Source organism: Desulfomarina sp., from assembly GCF_054039375.1.
In genome coordinates, this window is the sequence record NZ_JBPLBA010000046.1 from 13,523 (window position 1) to 30,106 (window position 16,584).

Here is a 16,584-nt window from a genome sequence, read left to right on the forward strand (position 1 = left end):
TCCAACTTGACTGAGTTTCAGCGGTCACCAGGTATTTTTTAATATTGCAGTGTCTTTTTTTCTTCCCGTTCGTATATTGTTGTATAGGATAACTTGATTACCCATGAAACTCAGCCGAATTGTGGATGTGCCTGCTTTATCAGGTTGAGTTTTGTCCGCAATCAGCGTTCCACCTGGGCGTTGCCGGGTCAAATTTTAAAATAACTTTTGTTATTTAGAAGATAGGATAATAGTTCTGTTACATCAACAATGGTTTTAGAGGAACAATGAGTCATATAAAGACAGGTGTACTCGTGATATTTTTGATTTTACTCTCCGGGTGTACAATCGGCAGGACTGTGAAGGGAGATTTTTTTGGCCGGTATTACCTGGAAACGGGCGAGTATGGCCGGGGGGAAGATCTGTTTCGTCGAACGGTTTTGGCTGATCCGGATGACGTGAAGGCCAATTTTTACCTGGGACGTTTTCTGCTCGCGGAAAAAAAGGTAAAAGAAGCCTTGGCCTATCTGAAAAAAGCAGTTTTGTCTGAAAGTGACAACCCCGATTATCATTTCTGGTACGGTCTGGCCTGGGGGGAATCTGGAAACCTGAAAAGAGAGCGGGAGAGTTATCTGCGCGCACTGCAGTATGACAGGAAACATCTTCAGGCCCTGCTTTATCTGGGGCATAATCTTTTCAGAGACGGGCAGTATGATGGTGCCCTGCAAAGGTACCAGGAAACACTTGCCATCTGGCCGGAATGCCGCACGGCTTTATATAACCGGGCTTTGATAGCCCGCATACTGAAAAGAACTGCCGAGGAGAAAAATGGCTGGCTCGCCTATCTCAAGGTCTATCCATCCGGCTCACTTGCCATCAGGGCTGCTGACTATCTCAATGAACTTGGAGATTTTTCTTTCCAGAATCATATGCTGGGAGCTCGTATGATAACGCTTGGGGAGATCGTATTCAATGTCTCCGGCAGTACACTGGATTCCCGGAGCCTGCCTTCCCTTGATGTTACCGGTGCAACTGCTGCAGGAATGATGGATGGAAAACTGCAGGTCATTGTCTATCAGAAAAATAATAAAAAACTGGCAAAGGCCAGGGCATTGGCTGTTCGATCCTATCTCTATGAAAAATATCCTGAATTGAAAAAACGAGGAGTTGGTGTCAGCTGGTTCGGTATTGATCGGGTAATAAAAATCGGTGGGAGAACAATCCGGAACCATGGGGCCGTTCGCTTTCTGCTGGCCGATGGAAAAAGGATACTGAGAGCGAAAGATAGAAAAAGAAGGGTGCCGAAAAATAAACTGTGACCGGTTATGAGTCTGGACGTATAGGAGAATAGAAGGGGGAAATAAAAAATGATAACACCTGGGTTCAGGTATGAATATTGAGAACGACCGGGAGGTTGTAGAGAGAATCCTTGACGGAGAAGTCCATGCTTTTGGCATTCTTGTCAGGCGATACGAAAAGCCGGTCTATAACATGATGTTCAGGTATTGCCGGGATCGGCAGGAGGCCGCGGACCTGACCCAGGATGTCTTTCTGCGTATTTATGAACGACTGGACAGTTTTGATCGGACAAGAAAATTTTTTTCATGGCTTTACGGTCTTGCAATAAACAGGGCAAGGGACTGGCATCGCAGAAACAGGCGGATACGCTGTGGGCTTAGTGAGCTGCAGTGGAATACCCCGGATATTGAAAACAATTCCTTCCAGGAAAATAAATTCCTTGAGCAAGAAGAGGCAGAGGCACTTTATGGTGCTCTTGATTCTCTTCCTGATGAAACGAGGGAACTGGTTCTGATGCGCTACAGGCACGACCTGTCCATCCGTGAGCTTTCTGCAGTCTTTAACCTGTCGGAAAGTGCGGTAAAGATGAGAATCGCAAGGGCCCTGAAGAAATTGAGAAGGGAATTTACGGAGGAGAGAAATGAAGTATGAACAGCAGGTTCAACTTGAAGAGGCATTAAGAAATCTGCCGGAACAGCAGCCTCCGACAGATCTGCATGACAAAATCATGGATTGTCTTGTTCACGAAAAAAAATCCTGGTGTGTCGGATTTTTTGAAAATGGGGCAGCTCTGTTTAAAGATTCCTTTTCCCCTCTTTCTGTTGCATTTGCCGGGATCTGCCTCATCCTGGCATTTTACGGTGGTTTAAAAGTCGGTCAAACGGACGGGGAGGTGAAGAATGCGAATGTAATGTCCGTTCCTGCAAAAATGAACAGTGAAGCCTATCTCTATCTTGCCAAAAGCCTTCTTGCAGCCGGGGAACCCCAAAAGGCACTCGGTATTCTCCGGCGTGCAGGCGGCATGAAATCAAATCCTGAATACAGATACTGGCAGGGAATGGTGTACTACACTCTGGGAGACTTTGAAAAAGAACGGGAAAGCTATCAGCAGCTCCTTCGTAAGAGGCCTGATTACCTGCCGGCCAGATTGAACCTTGCCCATAATTATCTTGAGAGCCGACAACTGGAAAAAGCGGAAGAACTGTATGAGCAGGTTCTGCGCATTGACCCACGGCAGGAGAGGGCACGGTATAATCGCGCCCTGGTTTTGCACCTGCAGGGCAGGGTGGATGAGGAGATCGGGGCCTGGAAAGATTTTCTGGTTCATTTCAGAAAAGGCAGTCTTGCCTTTCAGGCCGTGCGCCATCTGCATGAGCGGGGTGATTACAGCTGGCGCACTTACAGAATTGGATACAGGGCGGTTATTCTTAATCAGGACGATCTTCTGGGTGAGAATATGGCGAAAAAGAAAAGAGAGATTGACTATCTTTTCCATCAGCTTGGCGGTCAATCACTGGCCGAACTCAATATTGTAGTTTTTTTCGGAGGGGATGATAGACGTGCAAGGAAGCTCTCCCTGGATATCAAGACAATGCTGGCTGCCAGATTAGCCGCAGGAAACCGGAAAGAGATTGTCAGGGGAAGTTGGTTCGGGGAACCTGAAGCAGTGAAAAAAGAGGATGGTACAACAGTTCAACTGTCAAAAGGAATATTGATTTTTGGAGTTGTGCGGCCTCGCGAAAAAATGGAGGAAAGAGTATGATACGGAGAAAAAAAGAGTTGATTTTCTGGGCAGTAATTATGTCTCTTATGCTGGGTTTTCCCGGGTTGTGCCTCAGCACAAGCACGGTACCGGAAGTCTCCGGGGAGGAGGTGGAGCCAGCTTTCACCAGCATTGCGGAGGTAGAGCATGCTGCGGCCCTTGCTGAACAGGCAGCTCTTGATAATAAAGGTTTGGAAGATGCACTTGCAGCTGTAGAAAATGCGGAAACGGCGCTGGAAGAGGCTGTGCTTTCAGGAGATCCTGGAGCAGTGAATACTGCGGAGGAGGAATTGACTGAAGCAAAGGATCTGTATGCCGAAACATTATCTGAAGTTACCGGGCTGACAAGTGAAAATATTTTTTCAATGAGAGATGCCGGTATGGGATGGGGTGAGATAGCCCATGAGCTGGGTGTTGCTCCCGGATTACTGGGGCTGGGCAGGACCCGGGGCAGGCAGAAACACACGGCAATGTCCGGAGAGCATGAGCTGGTGGCCGGGGAAATTGATGCGGAGGAGATTGCCGAGGTTACCAGAAGAGATGTTGCGTCCGGCTGGTCAGCAATGCCCCATTCGGAAGGATCGGGGATGGCGGAAAATCCCGGTCACAGCATGTCGGGACAGGATATTGGATCCCACGAGGGAAGTATGTCTTCGGCTGGGGGGCTGGAAGGCAGTCATGAAAATTCAGGGCATGGCGCATCCGGTTCGGATACGGGAAGCAGCCATGGGTCAGCTTCTTCCGGCAGTTCAAGTAGCGGGCATGAATCTTCAAACGACCATGGTTCGGAAGGACATGAATCTTCCGGAGGACATTCAAAATCCTGATTACCCATGAAATTCAGGCAGATTGTGGATGTGCCTGCTTTATCAGGCTGATTTTTGTCCGTAATCAGCGTTCCATCTGGGCGTTGCCAGGTCAAATTTAAAAATAACTTTTGTTATTTAGAAGATTTTAATAGAAACTCAAAGGCGTGATACAGGACTCCTGTTTCACGCCTGATAATATTTCTCACCGGGTGCTCCCTCACCCTTGATATACCTTCTGAAAGCAGTTCTTCTCCGATTTCACAAGAAAAACTTACCATATCCTTACTTGTTGTAACCTGCCAGTAATGTAATTTATTGCTAATAATTGAGAATAGATCTCATTGTCTTTGGTGTTTTTTCCTATAAATTGTTCGGCAGGATACAGAGTAATGGAACAGAAACGTAAAAATTTTTTACTTCTGGAACAACTGGAAGAGAGGATTTTCCTGGATGCTAATCCCGTGGCCGCTGTTGTCGATTCAACTGATCCTGTCGACCATTCGATTGATCCGGTGATTGAGCCGGTTTCAGTGTTGAACACTTCTTCAGGGCAGCAGGAAGTTATCCCTGCGCCGGAACCGCAGGATAAAACCGATCCTGGCGGGCAGGCTGAAACTGCAGAATCTGTGGAGCATCAGGAAACAGCTGTTGCGAATGAACAGCAGGAGAATAATGGACAGGAAGCTGAACATTCCGGTACTGAAGGAGGAATACTCCAGGGAGAAACGGAGGAAAACAATGGAATATCTTCGGAAAGTTCCCTCTCTACGAATGTTCAGGGGGAAAATCATATCCAGGAGCAGACCGGTACTCAAGATCCAGCTATGAACAATGGAGTGGATCAGGTTGCGGTAGATCCCATGATCGGTGAGGATTTTACTTTTACCGTTTCCTTTGACAATACAACAGGTGAAGATGTTTTTGGACCATATGTAGATATTTTGCTTGATGGCGGACAGGACGGAAACGATGCCGTGGCAGATGACGGCATTTCTTTTCACAGTGCTACGTATTCCTCGGTAACTGTTGAATCTTCAGTTATTACTGTTACCCAGGCTGATGTAATAAATGGATTGATCCATCCCTGGGCAAAAGACAGCAGTGGTGATCCACTCGTCATCCATTCTGTCAATGGTCAGTCAATCAGGGAAGGAGATCAGTTTGTCAGCCTGCGTTTACCTTTCGGTTCGTTTACAACAGATCAGCCTTCCATTGATGTGGAGATAACGGCCCATATGGGCAGGAATGCCGATGTGGATATAGATCTGGATGTCAATGTTTCTACGGGGGCTTTGTATGGTAAAGATTCCCTTGATAATCCCCAGAAGCCGGATCCTGCCATGACAGATATTGGAACGTCTTCTTTTTCATTTAAGCCTGAGGTTATACAGTACAGAAAGGATATCGAGGTGGCGGATGTCGGCCCTGACTGTCAGCAATCACACGATCCTGATCATGATGATACACGGCAATGGGCTGATAATTCTGCAAGACTTTTTGAGAAAAATCATCAGGAAATTCCGACCGGGCCAAATTATCCGGCGACGTATGTGGCAACAATTGATGTTGCCGATGGACAGACCGTCACCGGGCTTACACTGACTGAACATCTTCCGGACAATATTGTCTACACGGGGATTGCTTCTGTTGAGGTTGGTGGTGCGGCCGCCGGATACAGCGTATCCTTAAACGGAAATGACCTGATTGTGACTCTGGACAATGATGTTACCGGGACTGGCGGAACAGACGATGTTGTCATCAAATATAATTTTTATGTACCGGAACAGACCACGGGAGGTGCCGCTGTCATTGATCCCGTATCAGGGAACCTCACCCATATAACAAATAATGGTGTGGTTGGATATAACTGGGATCCTGCGGCAGGTGGCCAGGGAGACCCCAATGATACTGCAGTTGCAGGTGGTACAGTAAATCCGGAAGTGAATAGAGAGGGACATTTTTCTTCCAATCCTGATGTTGATGATATTTCCCATGCCCAGTCCATAGCACTTCAGAAAGATCACAGCCCATTCCAGGCTGTTTATGCACCGGGGGATACACTTAACTATACGCTGGATTTTCAGCTTTCCGATTATTTTTCCTTTGGTGATCATGACTCAACAGATACCAGTTATACTTTTCGGATTGACGATGTTGTTGCTGATGGCCTGGCAATGCATGAGGACGGCAGTGGTCATTTTACGGCTGCCATAGATATCTGGGAAAATGGCAACAGCTACTCCGAAGTTCTCACGGCAACCGGGAATGCCGGCGACAAGATGTGGTTTACAACCGGGACGACTGATGACCCCAGTGATATTGTAATTCATTATAATCTCCAGAAAATACTTGAAGGAATGGGGCTGGCAGGCGGGATTCTCAAGGGTGATCTTGTTGATGGCGTTCAGCATGGAGCAACCCATGGTCGTATAAGTTATCAGGCTGATATTGAACAGCAGTATGTCACCGAGGATGCTGATGATACAGATATTGATCAGGGAGATATTATCAACGGTGGCGCCACCATCACCGGTGAGTTGTATGACGATACAAATACTGCCTTTACAGGACAGAGTGAAGAAGATCAGTCCTGCGACAGCATCAGCATTACTACCGGGGCGGTGAGCAAGGATATTTACTCTGTTTTTCATGGTGGATCATACGATTACAGTCCTGGAGGCGGTACCCATATTTCGCCGGGAGACACCGTAACCTATCTCCTGCGTTATACCATGCCCCTGTCGAGTATTGAGGATTTTGAACTGACGGATTATCTGCCACTGCCAATTTTTGATGTTGATGCAACCGGATGGAGTTTTAACAATACCGTATACGATGGTGCAAACGGAGCTCCAGGTGTGGGTGAATGGGCGTATACTGATAATGACACTTTTCATACTCTTACCGGTGTTCCCGCTCCCACCGTATCTGTGAGCGGGGCGCAGAATTCCATAAGCTTTGACTGGGCTTCCTATCACAATCAGAGTGGTGCGGCAGACAATAGTTCCGTCATAGAAATAGTTTTTTCTGTTGCGGCCTCTGACAAGCCATTTACCAACGGGCTTTCTCTGACCAATCAGGTACAGGCAACAGAGCAGGGAACACCCCTTGAAAACCACACGACTGATGCAATAATCCAGGTGGTTCTTGATGAACCGGATCTGACTATTGCTAAAACTGCTGTTCCAGTGTCAGGGGTCGATGCCGGTGATCCGGTCACCTTTACGGTTCGGGTTGACAATACAGGGGCTTCCGCTGCCTTTGATACAATAATAAAAGATACCCTGCCCGCCGGTTTTGTTCAGAATTCAACATCGTTTACTGTGGAAAGGGATGGGACTGCGCTGGTGGCCGGAACTGATTTCAACTGGGTTGGAGGTGGCCTTGACGGCGATGTGGCAACGACTTCTGATAATTTCTTTGCCGATCCCGGCGCAGATGGAATCTATGGTACCGCCGATGACGGGAGCAATGGAGGGATAGAGCTTGTTGATGTCGGCGGTACAGGCGCACTTGGTGCCGGTCAGTCCCTGGTGATAACCTACACCCTCGTGGCCTCGGATACAGTTCAGCCTGGTCAGGTCATGACCAATACGGCAACGATCACCAATTTCGCAGGTGCGGAAGGAGCAGATGATCACACCAGTGAGGATCTTTCAGATACGGCGACGGTCACCACAACCAGTCCTTTAGTGACAAAGACAGTGACCGGTACCGGAGAAACGTCCACTCCAGGTTTAGTGAATGTTGTTGTCGGTGAAACTGTTGAGTACAGTGTGACAATAACCCTGCCGGAAGGTGAAACACATGATTTCCATCTGGAAGATTATCTGGACAGCGGTCTGGCACTGGTTTCCATAGACTCCATAACAAATCCTGGTGGTGATCTTTCCAGCAGCCATGGAAGTTGGGATTCCATCAGGACAGGTTATGCCACAGTGATGAACGACGGGCACAGGTTTTCCCTGAATTTTGGTGATATTACAAACAGTAATCGTGACAATGGCTCAGACGAACAAATTGTTGTCTCTTATACTGCTGTTGTTCTGAATGTTTCTGGAAATCAACAGAATACACATTTGGATAATCAGGCCAGAGTGAGCTGGGATAATCCTGATAATCCCGGAACGACAGCCCGAACAACTCTTGTTGATTCACCTGATGTCATCGTTCAGGAGCCGGATCTGCAGATTGTAAAAGAGGTATGGGATCCAGTATCGGGCAGCTGGGTTGATGCTGATGATGTGGCCGGGTCAGTACACTACGACCAGGGTGACACCATAGATTATCGTTTTACGGTGGAACACAGCGGATCCAGCACTGAAGATGCCTTTGATGCTGTTTTTTCAGATACTCTTCCTGCTGATATTGACTGGTCAAACGCAAGTGTCACCGTCACCTCGGACAGTGCCGGCTTAAATGGCGGAACCGTATCATTGACCGGAAATACTCTTTCTGCGGCCTGGGATGATATTCTCACAGGAGAGACAACGGTTTTTACCGTAACCGGTGGTCAACTGCAGACGGCTTCAGCCGGGCAGGTTATTACAAATACTGGAGATTTGACCTGGGAGAGTGTTGATTCTGACCGTCTTCCCGGTAATCCGATTTCGCCCTACAATGACAATTCTTTTGAGCGGACAGGCGACCCGAATGATCCCGGTGGTTCCGCCAATGATTATACTGATTCGGATGTTGCGGTAATCAATGTTACCGGATCGATAGACAAGATCGACCCCTCTCCCTCTTCCTATACGATTGGCGACACTGTTTCCTATACAATTAATGTAACGGTTCCCGATGGTACAACAGGGAATCTTATTGTCAAAGATACACTTCCGGGTGGCTTGACGTATGTTGCCGGTTCAGGGCAGGTTACGGATGCCACTTTTGACGGCACGCTTGATACAACACCTGTCATTACACAGTCAGGCAATGATCTTCTTTTTGCTTTCGGCGATGTTGCTGCAACGGATACGGGAGCAAATGACAATACCTTTACAATTACTTTTGATGCCCTGGTAACGAATATTGCCGCAAACAGCTCGGGCAGTTCGCTGACCAATCATGTTTCCATGAGTTTCACGGATCCGGCTGATCCGTCAGGGTCACCATTGACTGTTGATGATCCTACCGATCCCACGGTGAATGTGACCGAGCCACAGATAACAACCAGCAAACGGGTTGAAGATGTTGACGGTGGAGTCGGTGATACACAAGCTGATAATCTCCAGGATGTCATGCGATATACTGTGCGATTCACTAACACCGGAAATTCTACGGCCTATGAGGTAAGTGCTCTTGATACCCTGCCGCCGGGGCTTGGGAATTTTCAGCTTGAGAGTGCAATATATCATAATACAACTGCTGGAACTGATACGGATATTTCGCCTTTGACCAGTGCTGTGGACAACGGGAATGACACCATCAGTTTTACCAGTACGGATTCTGACTCGTGGGATGTTGCCGTGGGCGATTATATTGAGTTGAAGTACACGGTAGAGGTGCTCGGTGCCTGGTTTGTCAGTGGAAATCATACAAACAGTATTGATGCCGACTGGTCCGGCAGGGATGGCAGCGATCCCGATGAAAGAATATATGATGATACTGCAGCTCGTAATCCGGGGTTGTCCCAGGACGGTACACAGGATACGGCAACGGCAACGTTTACCGTCCCCCGGGGAGACGCCAACCTTGGGGATCGTGTCTGGTTTGACGCCGATGCTGACGGGTTGCAGGATGGTGGAGAGACCGGTATCGGCGGGGTTCGTGTGAGCACTTCTGTAAATGTCGGTGGAGTTCTTTACAGTGCAACGGCAATAACGGATGTGAACGGAGAGTATAATTTTACTCATCTGCAGGGTGCGCCATATACGGTCAGTGTAGATCCTGCTACCCTTCCCGGGGGAATGGTTCAGACATTTGACTACGGTTGGAATGATCCTGGTGGAGATGGTCTGAACAGTACAGCACAGTACACTCTTGCAAATAATGAAACTTTTACCGGAGTTGATTTCGGTTATACCGGAATCGGGTCCATTGGCGATTATGTCTGGTACGATACCAATCAGGACGGTGTGCAAAATGAGAGCGGAATGGGGATCAACGGTGTGTCTGTTACCCTGCGGGGCGACCTGGATGGAGATGGTATTTACGAATACAGTGCCACAACAACAACCGCGGACGACGGGGCAGGTCATCCGGGACATTATATCTTCGAACATCTGCCGTTTGTCAATTATACGGTTACAGTCAACAGTCTGCCCAATAATCTGACCCATGAAACCTATGATCTGGATGGAACGACCACGCCGGATACAACGGTTGTTTCAGAGGCGGCGATTGGTGCAGTCACCGATTTTACTGATGGTGATTTCGGCTATGTGGGTACCGGTTCCATCGGTAACAGACTGTGGGAAGATACCAATGCGGATGGTGTTCAGGATGGCGGAGAGACAGGGCTTGGCGGTGTTACAGTCACCCTTTCCGGTGTTGATCTCAATAATGATGGAATTCCTGATACTCTGACAACAGTAACCGCCGCAGACGGGAGTTATTCCTTTGCCGGTCTTCCCCCTGGAAATTATACGGTCACGGTTGATTCAACGACCCTGTCTTCGGACTATATCCAGAGTGGAGATCCCGATGGGGTGAAGGATCACAGTTCCAGCCATGTTCTGGCTCTGAATGAGAATTATGGTGATATGGATTTTGGTTACACGAAAACAGGATCCATTGGTGATACGGTCTGGTTTGACGCGGATGGAAACGGTGTTCAGAATGGTCGTGAGCCGGGCTTTTCAGGAGTCAAGGTAACCCTGGTGGGAGATATCGATCTTGATGGAAATCCGGATACCCTGACAACATACACGGACGCAGACGGGCACTATCTGTTTAACACTCTCCCTGTGGGCAACTATTCGATCACAGTGGATACAACTACTCTACCCGGCGGTATCAGGCAGACTTTTGATAATGACGGTCTGGCAACTGCTGATACAACTGCAGTCACTCTTGGCTATGACGAAGATAATCGGATAACTGATTTTGGGTATACAGGAACGGGGTCGATAGGAGACCAGCTCTGGATTGATCAGAATCGAAACGGCAGAATGGATTCCGGGGAGGCATCTCTTCCGGGAGTGGAATTGTGTATCGGTATAGACCTAAATGGTGATGGAAGACCTGATTATAGAGAGAATACGGTAACTGACGGGGCAGGCAGGTATATTTTTGATAATCTTCCCGCAGGGACACATACAGTCTGTGTCAATTCATCGACTCTGCCTGGGGGGAGCGAGCAGGTATTTGATCCGGATGGTCGTTTTGACAACAGCACAATTGTCAATCTTGGTGCGGGAGAACACAACAGAACGACTGATTTCGGTTATTATCAACCTGGCGGTTTAAACGGACCGCCGTCAAGTCCGGGTGGAATTGCCACTGGACTTCTTTCGGACCCGCTCCTGTTTTTTCAGGCCTCGGGGAACCAGTACGATTCTGAATTATTTTTTCCAGCCCGGCCAGAGCCTCTTGTCTGGCCGACACCTGTCCTTCCGGTTTCTCCGGTTTACAGCGGATATGCCGAGCCCGGAACCACCCTGTCGCTTGTGCTCTATGATTCAACCGGTAACCCGGTTGGATATCAGACGGTTATGGCGGACACTGCCGGCAACTGGCTGGCGGGTTTTCCGGGAACAGTGCTTTTTGATATGCCCCATCATATGGAAATTATCCAGACCAGGTCAACATATAATGCTAGCAGTGAGGGATTTTTTAATATGCGAACTTATTTCAGCCCCAATTTTACCAGTATGGTGTTTTCAAGTGTGCGGCTTGATGTGGAGGCGGTGTTTGCATACATGCCTGGAAATGTACTGGAGTCCATGCACCGGAGTAATCTGTCCATAACTGATGTTACCTGGAACAGTTCCGCGGAATATGAACTTCTTTCACCTTCGACGCTGCCGGCAGGCAACAGTCATTGATGAGACAGCTGTTCAACGATGGGGTGGTCACGGTTCAGATATGATAAAAATATCGAGTTATTAACATTATGAGTAGTTAGTGGCTGTCCAGAAATGAGGATTTCTGTTCGAGATCAAGGCACACGGGAAATTTTACCGCAGGTATATAATTGATATCGGAGTCTACGCTTACCTCCGAGGATAAAATTTTTCGGGCAACGATGATATCGGGCAAAAAGGCCAACTATGGACAGGCACTTTATGAAAGGGTAAAAAATGAGAACAGTAAAGATTATCTGGGGAGTGGCTTTTATTCTGTTGATCTGCTCTGCAACCCTCAATGCCACAGAAAAACTACAGTCTGATTACGGATTTGTCGTTAACACGTCTGAGCAGGGGATAGCGAATTACGAGACATTCAGAACAAAGTTGTTTCAGAGATATTCAACTCTTGTCGATCAGATGCAGCAGATGGAAGAGAATTATTCCAGTATTTTCTCCCGCAAATCCGCAACCGGTCTGGTTATTGACCCTGGAGTTATTCCAAAAGAATACAGTTCATGGTGGAGATCAAAGGTGAATGGACCGATTAATAAAGCTGTTCCCGACATCTCCATGGATATCACCTCTCTTTTTGCCAGGGCCTTGAAATATTCATCGCAGATCAAGGTATTCAGTGATCTGCCCCTGATCCGAAAAACGGCCATCCAGGAAGCTGAAGGTCCATATGATTTCAGGATTTTTGCTGAGACAAGCCTGCGAGATATCAATGAACCGGTGGGAGATGATCTGAAAACCGGCGGGGAATTGCGTTACAAAGAGAGTTCGAAGAACCTGGAATATGGTGTAAGAAAAAAATTCCTGCTTGGAACCGAGGTTGAACTCAAGCAGAATATCGGTGATATGGATACTAACTCCACCTACTTTCAACCGAAGGACCAGGCGAGAACGGGGACTTATCTGACCATTACCCAACCGCTCCTCAAACGCTTTGGTCTCTCCTATAACCGGTCCTTCATAGACCTTGCAACCCTGGATAGTTCAATTGCCGGAGAGGAGCTGAGGCGTAATGTGGAGAGTCATCTTCTGGAGGTGTCCCGTGCCTACTGGAGCCTTTATCTGGAACGGTCGCTTCTTGTCCAGAAAGAACGACTGGCCGGAAAAAGTCAGGAAATCTATGAACAGATGAAGAGCCGGACGGCTGTGGACGTCCCGCCAAGCCTTCTGGCAAGGGCAAGATCCCAGGTCAATGCCCATGAACTGGGAGCCATGCAGGCGGAATATGCCATGTTGAACGCCCAGTCCAGGATACGGGCCCTGGTCAATGATCCCGGTCTTCTCAATGTAAACGGTCTTGAGATTGTCACCAGTCAGTTGCCGGCCCATGATCTGTTCAAGATCGATTTTCACAATGCCCTGGAGGCTGCACTTTCCTCCCGTCCCGAAGTTTCCCAGGCAATCAGGCATATTCAGTCAGCCTATCTTCGCCTGAACCAGTCTGAAAACGAGTTGTGGCCGGACCTTGACCTGTTTTTCCAGGTGTACACCAAGGGTATTGAGGGTGATTATCACTACGGGGATGCCTATTCAAATCAGTTTGATGAGGGTGAACCAAGCTATATTGCCGGACTACGACTGCAATATCCCCTCGGAAATAATAGTGCAGCCGCCAGAAACACGAGGAAGAAACTGGAAATCAGGCAATTGCTCCATCAGTTGGACACGACGGTCCAGAATATACTGCTCGAGGTCCAGGTTTCCCACAGGGAGCTGGAAAAGAACTATCGTTCCATGGTACAGTCCTACCAGATGATGCTCGCCGATGACGAGGAGGTGAGAGCTCTGTATGCGCGGGTTGATTATCTTCTGGCAAATAACGACCCGTACGGTGATGTGCTTTATCGTCTGATGGACGCATCCGAGCGGTTGACGAGATCAGAAGAGCTGTTCACAAAGAGTGAGCTGACCTACAACTATTCTCTCTATAATCTCTACAGGGCAATGGGTGTTCTGGTAAAAAAGAATGATATACGCATTGAAGAGAAAGATGCTGACAGTGATGGGTTACCGCTTGTTCTCGTTAAAAAGCATTGATTCTATCTCCAGGTGGAGAGACAGTACCTGCTTCATTTTCCTGCTTGTCCTTTTTTCGTTTCCGGCGATGGTCGGGACGGCGGCCGGCCAGGAAAGCATTGATGCTTTCCTGGAGCCCGACAGGGTGGTCAATATTGCTTCTCCTTTTCGGGATCGGATCAGTATTATCCATGTCAGGGAAGGGGACAGGGTGAAAAAGGGAGAGCTGCTTGTTGAGCTGGACTCCCGTGTGCTCAAGACAAAGCTTGCCCTGGCAGAAGAAGTGGCATCTTTTCATGGTTTGATAGACTCCGTCAGGGCCAGAGTCTCCATGCAGAAGAACAGGTTCATTATGCTGCAGAGGCTGGCGGAAACCGGCAATGCGCGGCCCCAGGAAATGATCAAGGCAAAAACCGACCTGAGTATGGCTGAGGCGAGGTTAAGGAGTGCCCGGGAAGAAAGACGGATGAAGAAGCTGGAAGTGCAGATAATCCGGGCCATGATAGAGGAAAAGAAGCTGCGCAGCCCGGTGGATGGAGTTGTGGTCAAGGTCTATAAACAGGAGGCGGAGCTGGCCGGTGGCGGGGAGCGACCGAACCTGGTGAGCATTGCCCGCCTTCATCCGCTGAAAGCCCGGTTTCATCTTGTTCCAAGGCAGGCCCGGCAGTTGAAGAGAGGAGCGGCAGTCATTGTTATGGCTGACTCAATGCGGATAGAAGGAGAAGTTGACTCGGTTTCCCCCATTGTAAATCCACAGAGTGGCACTATGGAGGTGTGTGTGACTGTTCCAAACAGAGATAACAGGTTGTTCAGCGGGACACTTGCCACCTTACGTTTGATCAAAGGAAAAAAATGAAAAAACAGCCAGGTAATACAGAAAAAAACAGTGAACAGGTAACGGTGAGGTATAATGAGACATCATCTCTTTTTGCCTCCCAGTTTATTCTCAACAGCAGTCCCGATGATATTACAATCAGTTTTTCTTCCGGTCCCCTGGCAGACCCGTCCGGAAATGGTACAATCCTTCCGGTCCACAGCCGTATCGCCATGACCCGGGATGGAGCAAGGCGGCTGTATGAAATACTTGGTTCTGTTCTGGTCGAAAAGCAAACCGTTCCTGCAAATTAATCCGGATTTTCCCCATTGAGTGAGCATTCTTCATACGGCCATGGAGACCGGAGACCTGATCTATCCCCTGATATATACAACTTGTCCGGCCAGTTTCTTCAACTGTCCTCGACCGCGACCGATGATCGGGAGATGGTCTTTCAGTTTCTGCAACTTTCCATCGGCCTGATAAACGGGGCCGGAGGGATGTACCAGTCGGCTGTCTCGAAAAACCCTGTTGAGCCGGTTGAACTGTTCTCTCGACAGGCCCTTTCCTGGTCGTCTGAACTTGGCGGAATTCTGCTGGAGAACGGGAGTGAGGCTCTGGAAAGCAGCAGGATTGTGTGGCGTACTCTTGAAGACCATTCCGCTGTTTATCTCCTTTCCTGCCCTGTTGGCAGTAAGGGCAGATACAGTGGGTGTCTTTCTTTTGTCATCCTTCCTGGAAAGCAGGCGATAGAATCATTTCTTGCGGTTGTTCAGTTGCTGGCCGTTATTCTCAGTTCCTTTCTTGAAAAACGGGACTCGGTTGCCGGGATAGACGGCGGGAAACTCCTGCAGTTGACGACTGCAGTGACCGGTATTATCAGCCATACTGACCGTAAAGAGGCCTATTTATATTTCAATGAACAGCTGCGCAGCTGGGCCGGGTGCGATATGGTGGCTGTCGGTTCTCTGAATAAATCCGGACAGGCGGTACTCAGGTCTTTTTCCGATGTAACATCTGTGGATTTACGCACAGAGCGCTCACGTATACTGGGAAAGGGGTTGAACGAATGTGTAATTCATCGATATGTGGATACTGACTCGGGCTCTGTCACCCCTGTTTTTCAGGAAATGTTACATGCTTTTTCTCAAAAACAGGCTGTTGGTCTTGCTCCTGTCGACAGAAAAGGAATACAGAGCGGGGTGATCATCTTTTTCTGGGACAGAACAAAAAAGGATGTGCACCTTGCGGCCACATTGAAAGCAGCCGGAGAGATTCTGGCATCAGCTCTTTTTTTGCTGGACAACAGGAAAGGACTCAGTGGAAGAAAGATGAGGCCGGATCGGGTCGGGCACCGGCTCAGCAGGATGAAGGCAGTTGCAGTCGCTATTGCGGCAGTGGTTCTTTTCGGACTGTTCAGCGTATTCCCGGTTTCTTTTCAGGTTCATGCGGATTGTTCTGTGCGCCCGGTTTTCCGGCGATTTGTTGTCGCAGGCTTTGACACCATTTTGAAAAAGGCTCTGGTGCAGCCGGGAGACCTGGTACGCCAGGGTGAGGTATTGGCAAAACTGGATGGCAGGGAAACAGCACTTCTGAAGAGTTCACTTGAAGCGGAGCGGCAGAAGGCGCTGAAAACAAGGGATCATCACCTGGCAATTGGAGATGCCGCCGGAACACAGATTGCCCGTCTGGAAGTACTTCGCCTGGAAAAGCAGATTGATCTGTTAAGGGAGAAGGAGCACCATCTTGTCCTGACGAGCCCCATTGACGGCATTGTTCTTGCCGGAGATATGATGAGAATCCAGGGTAGTCCGGTGAACAAGGGACAGGTTCTGTTTGAGGTCGCTCCTTTGAATAAAATGATTGTGGAACTGGGCGTGG

At 48.6% G+C, this 16,584-nt stretch carries 9 protein-coding genes; all 9 read left to right on the forward strand.

Annotated elements, in window-relative coordinates:
• The first annotated feature begins 293 nt into the window (after window positions 1-293).
• A complete protein-coding gene (locus ACXLDX_RS02645; RefSeq protein ID WP_457575643.1) occupies window positions 294-1,298 on the forward strand; it encodes a tetratricopeptide repeat protein in 1,005 nt (334 codons plus the stop codon).
• 70 nt (window positions 1,299-1,368) lie between these two features.
• Window positions 1,369-1,929, forward strand: a complete 561-nt coding sequence (locus ACXLDX_RS02650) for an RNA polymerase sigma factor (RefSeq protein ID WP_457575644.1) — start codon at window positions 1,369-1,371, stop codon at window positions 1,927-1,929.
• Window positions 1,919-3,040, forward strand: a complete 1,122-nt coding sequence (locus ACXLDX_RS02655) for a tetratricopeptide repeat protein (protein ID WP_457575645.1) — start codon at window positions 1,919-1,921, stop codon at window positions 3,038-3,040. The genes ACXLDX_RS02650 and ACXLDX_RS02655 overlap by 11 nt, the downstream gene beginning before the upstream one ends.
• Window positions 3,037-3,867 (forward strand): hypothetical protein, encoded by an 831-nt coding sequence (locus ACXLDX_RS02660; RefSeq protein WP_457575646.1) that lies wholly within the window; start codon window positions 3,037-3,039, stop codon window positions 3,865-3,867. Before ACXLDX_RS02655 ends, ACXLDX_RS02660 begins: the two co-directional genes overlap by 4 nt.
• A gap of 371 nt (window positions 3,868-4,238) precedes the next feature.
• Window positions 4,239-11,837 carry an SdrD B-like domain-containing protein gene (locus ACXLDX_RS02665; protein ID WP_457575647.1) on the forward strand — a complete coding sequence of 2,533 codons (7,599 nt, stop codon included), beginning with the start codon at window positions 4,239-4,241 and terminating at the stop codon, window positions 11,835-11,837.
• A gap of 255 nt (window positions 11,838-12,092) precedes the next feature.
• The gene (locus tag ACXLDX_RS02670; protein ID WP_457575648.1) at window positions 12,093-13,910 is read left to right on the forward strand and encodes a TolC family protein; all 1,818 of its coding nucleotides are present in this window, start codon (window positions 12,093-12,095) and stop codon (window positions 13,908-13,910) included.
• Window positions 13,840-14,745, forward strand: a complete 906-nt coding sequence (locus ACXLDX_RS02675; protein WP_457575649.1) for an efflux RND transporter periplasmic adaptor subunit — start codon at window positions 13,840-13,842, stop codon at window positions 14,743-14,745. Before ACXLDX_RS02670 ends, ACXLDX_RS02675 begins: the two co-directional genes overlap by 71 nt.
• On the forward strand, window positions 14,742-15,017 hold the full coding sequence (locus ACXLDX_RS02680; protein ID WP_457575650.1) for a hypothetical protein: 276 nt from the start codon (window positions 14,742-14,744) through the stop codon (window positions 15,015-15,017). Before ACXLDX_RS02675 ends, ACXLDX_RS02680 begins: the two co-directional genes overlap by 4 nt.
• A gap of 15 nt (window positions 15,018-15,032) precedes the next feature.
• Window positions 15,033-16,584 (forward strand): efflux RND transporter periplasmic adaptor subunit (locus tag ACXLDX_RS02685; RefSeq protein ID WP_503417352.1); only part of this gene is annotated, 1,552 nt, incomplete at its 3' end.

Coding starts and splice junctions, on each gene's coding strand:
- ACXLDX_RS02670 (WP_457575648.1), top strand. CDS start 12,093: ATGAGAACAGTAAAGATTATCTGGGGAGTGGCTTTTATTCTGTTGATC.
- ACXLDX_RS02675 (WP_457575649.1), top strand. CDS start 13,840: ATGATATACGCATTGAAGAGAAAGATGCTGACAGTGATGGGTTACCGC.
- ACXLDX_RS02655 (WP_457575645.1), top strand. CDS start 1,919: ATGAAGTATGAACAGCAGGTTCAACTTGAAGAGGCATTAAGAAATCTG.
- ACXLDX_RS02665 (WP_457575647.1), top strand. CDS start 4,239: ATGGAACAGAAACGTAAAAATTTTTTACTTCTGGAACAACTGGAAGAG.
- ACXLDX_RS02650 (WP_457575644.1), top strand. CDS start 1,369: ATGAATATTGAGAACGACCGGGAGGTTGTAGAGAGAATCCTTGACGGA.
- ACXLDX_RS02680 (WP_457575650.1), top strand. CDS start 14,742: ATGAAAAAACAGCCAGGTAATACAGAAAAAAACAGTGAACAGGTAACG.
- ACXLDX_RS02660 (WP_457575646.1), top strand. CDS start 3,037: ATGATACGGAGAAAAAAAGAGTTGATTTTCTGGGCAGTAATTATGTCT.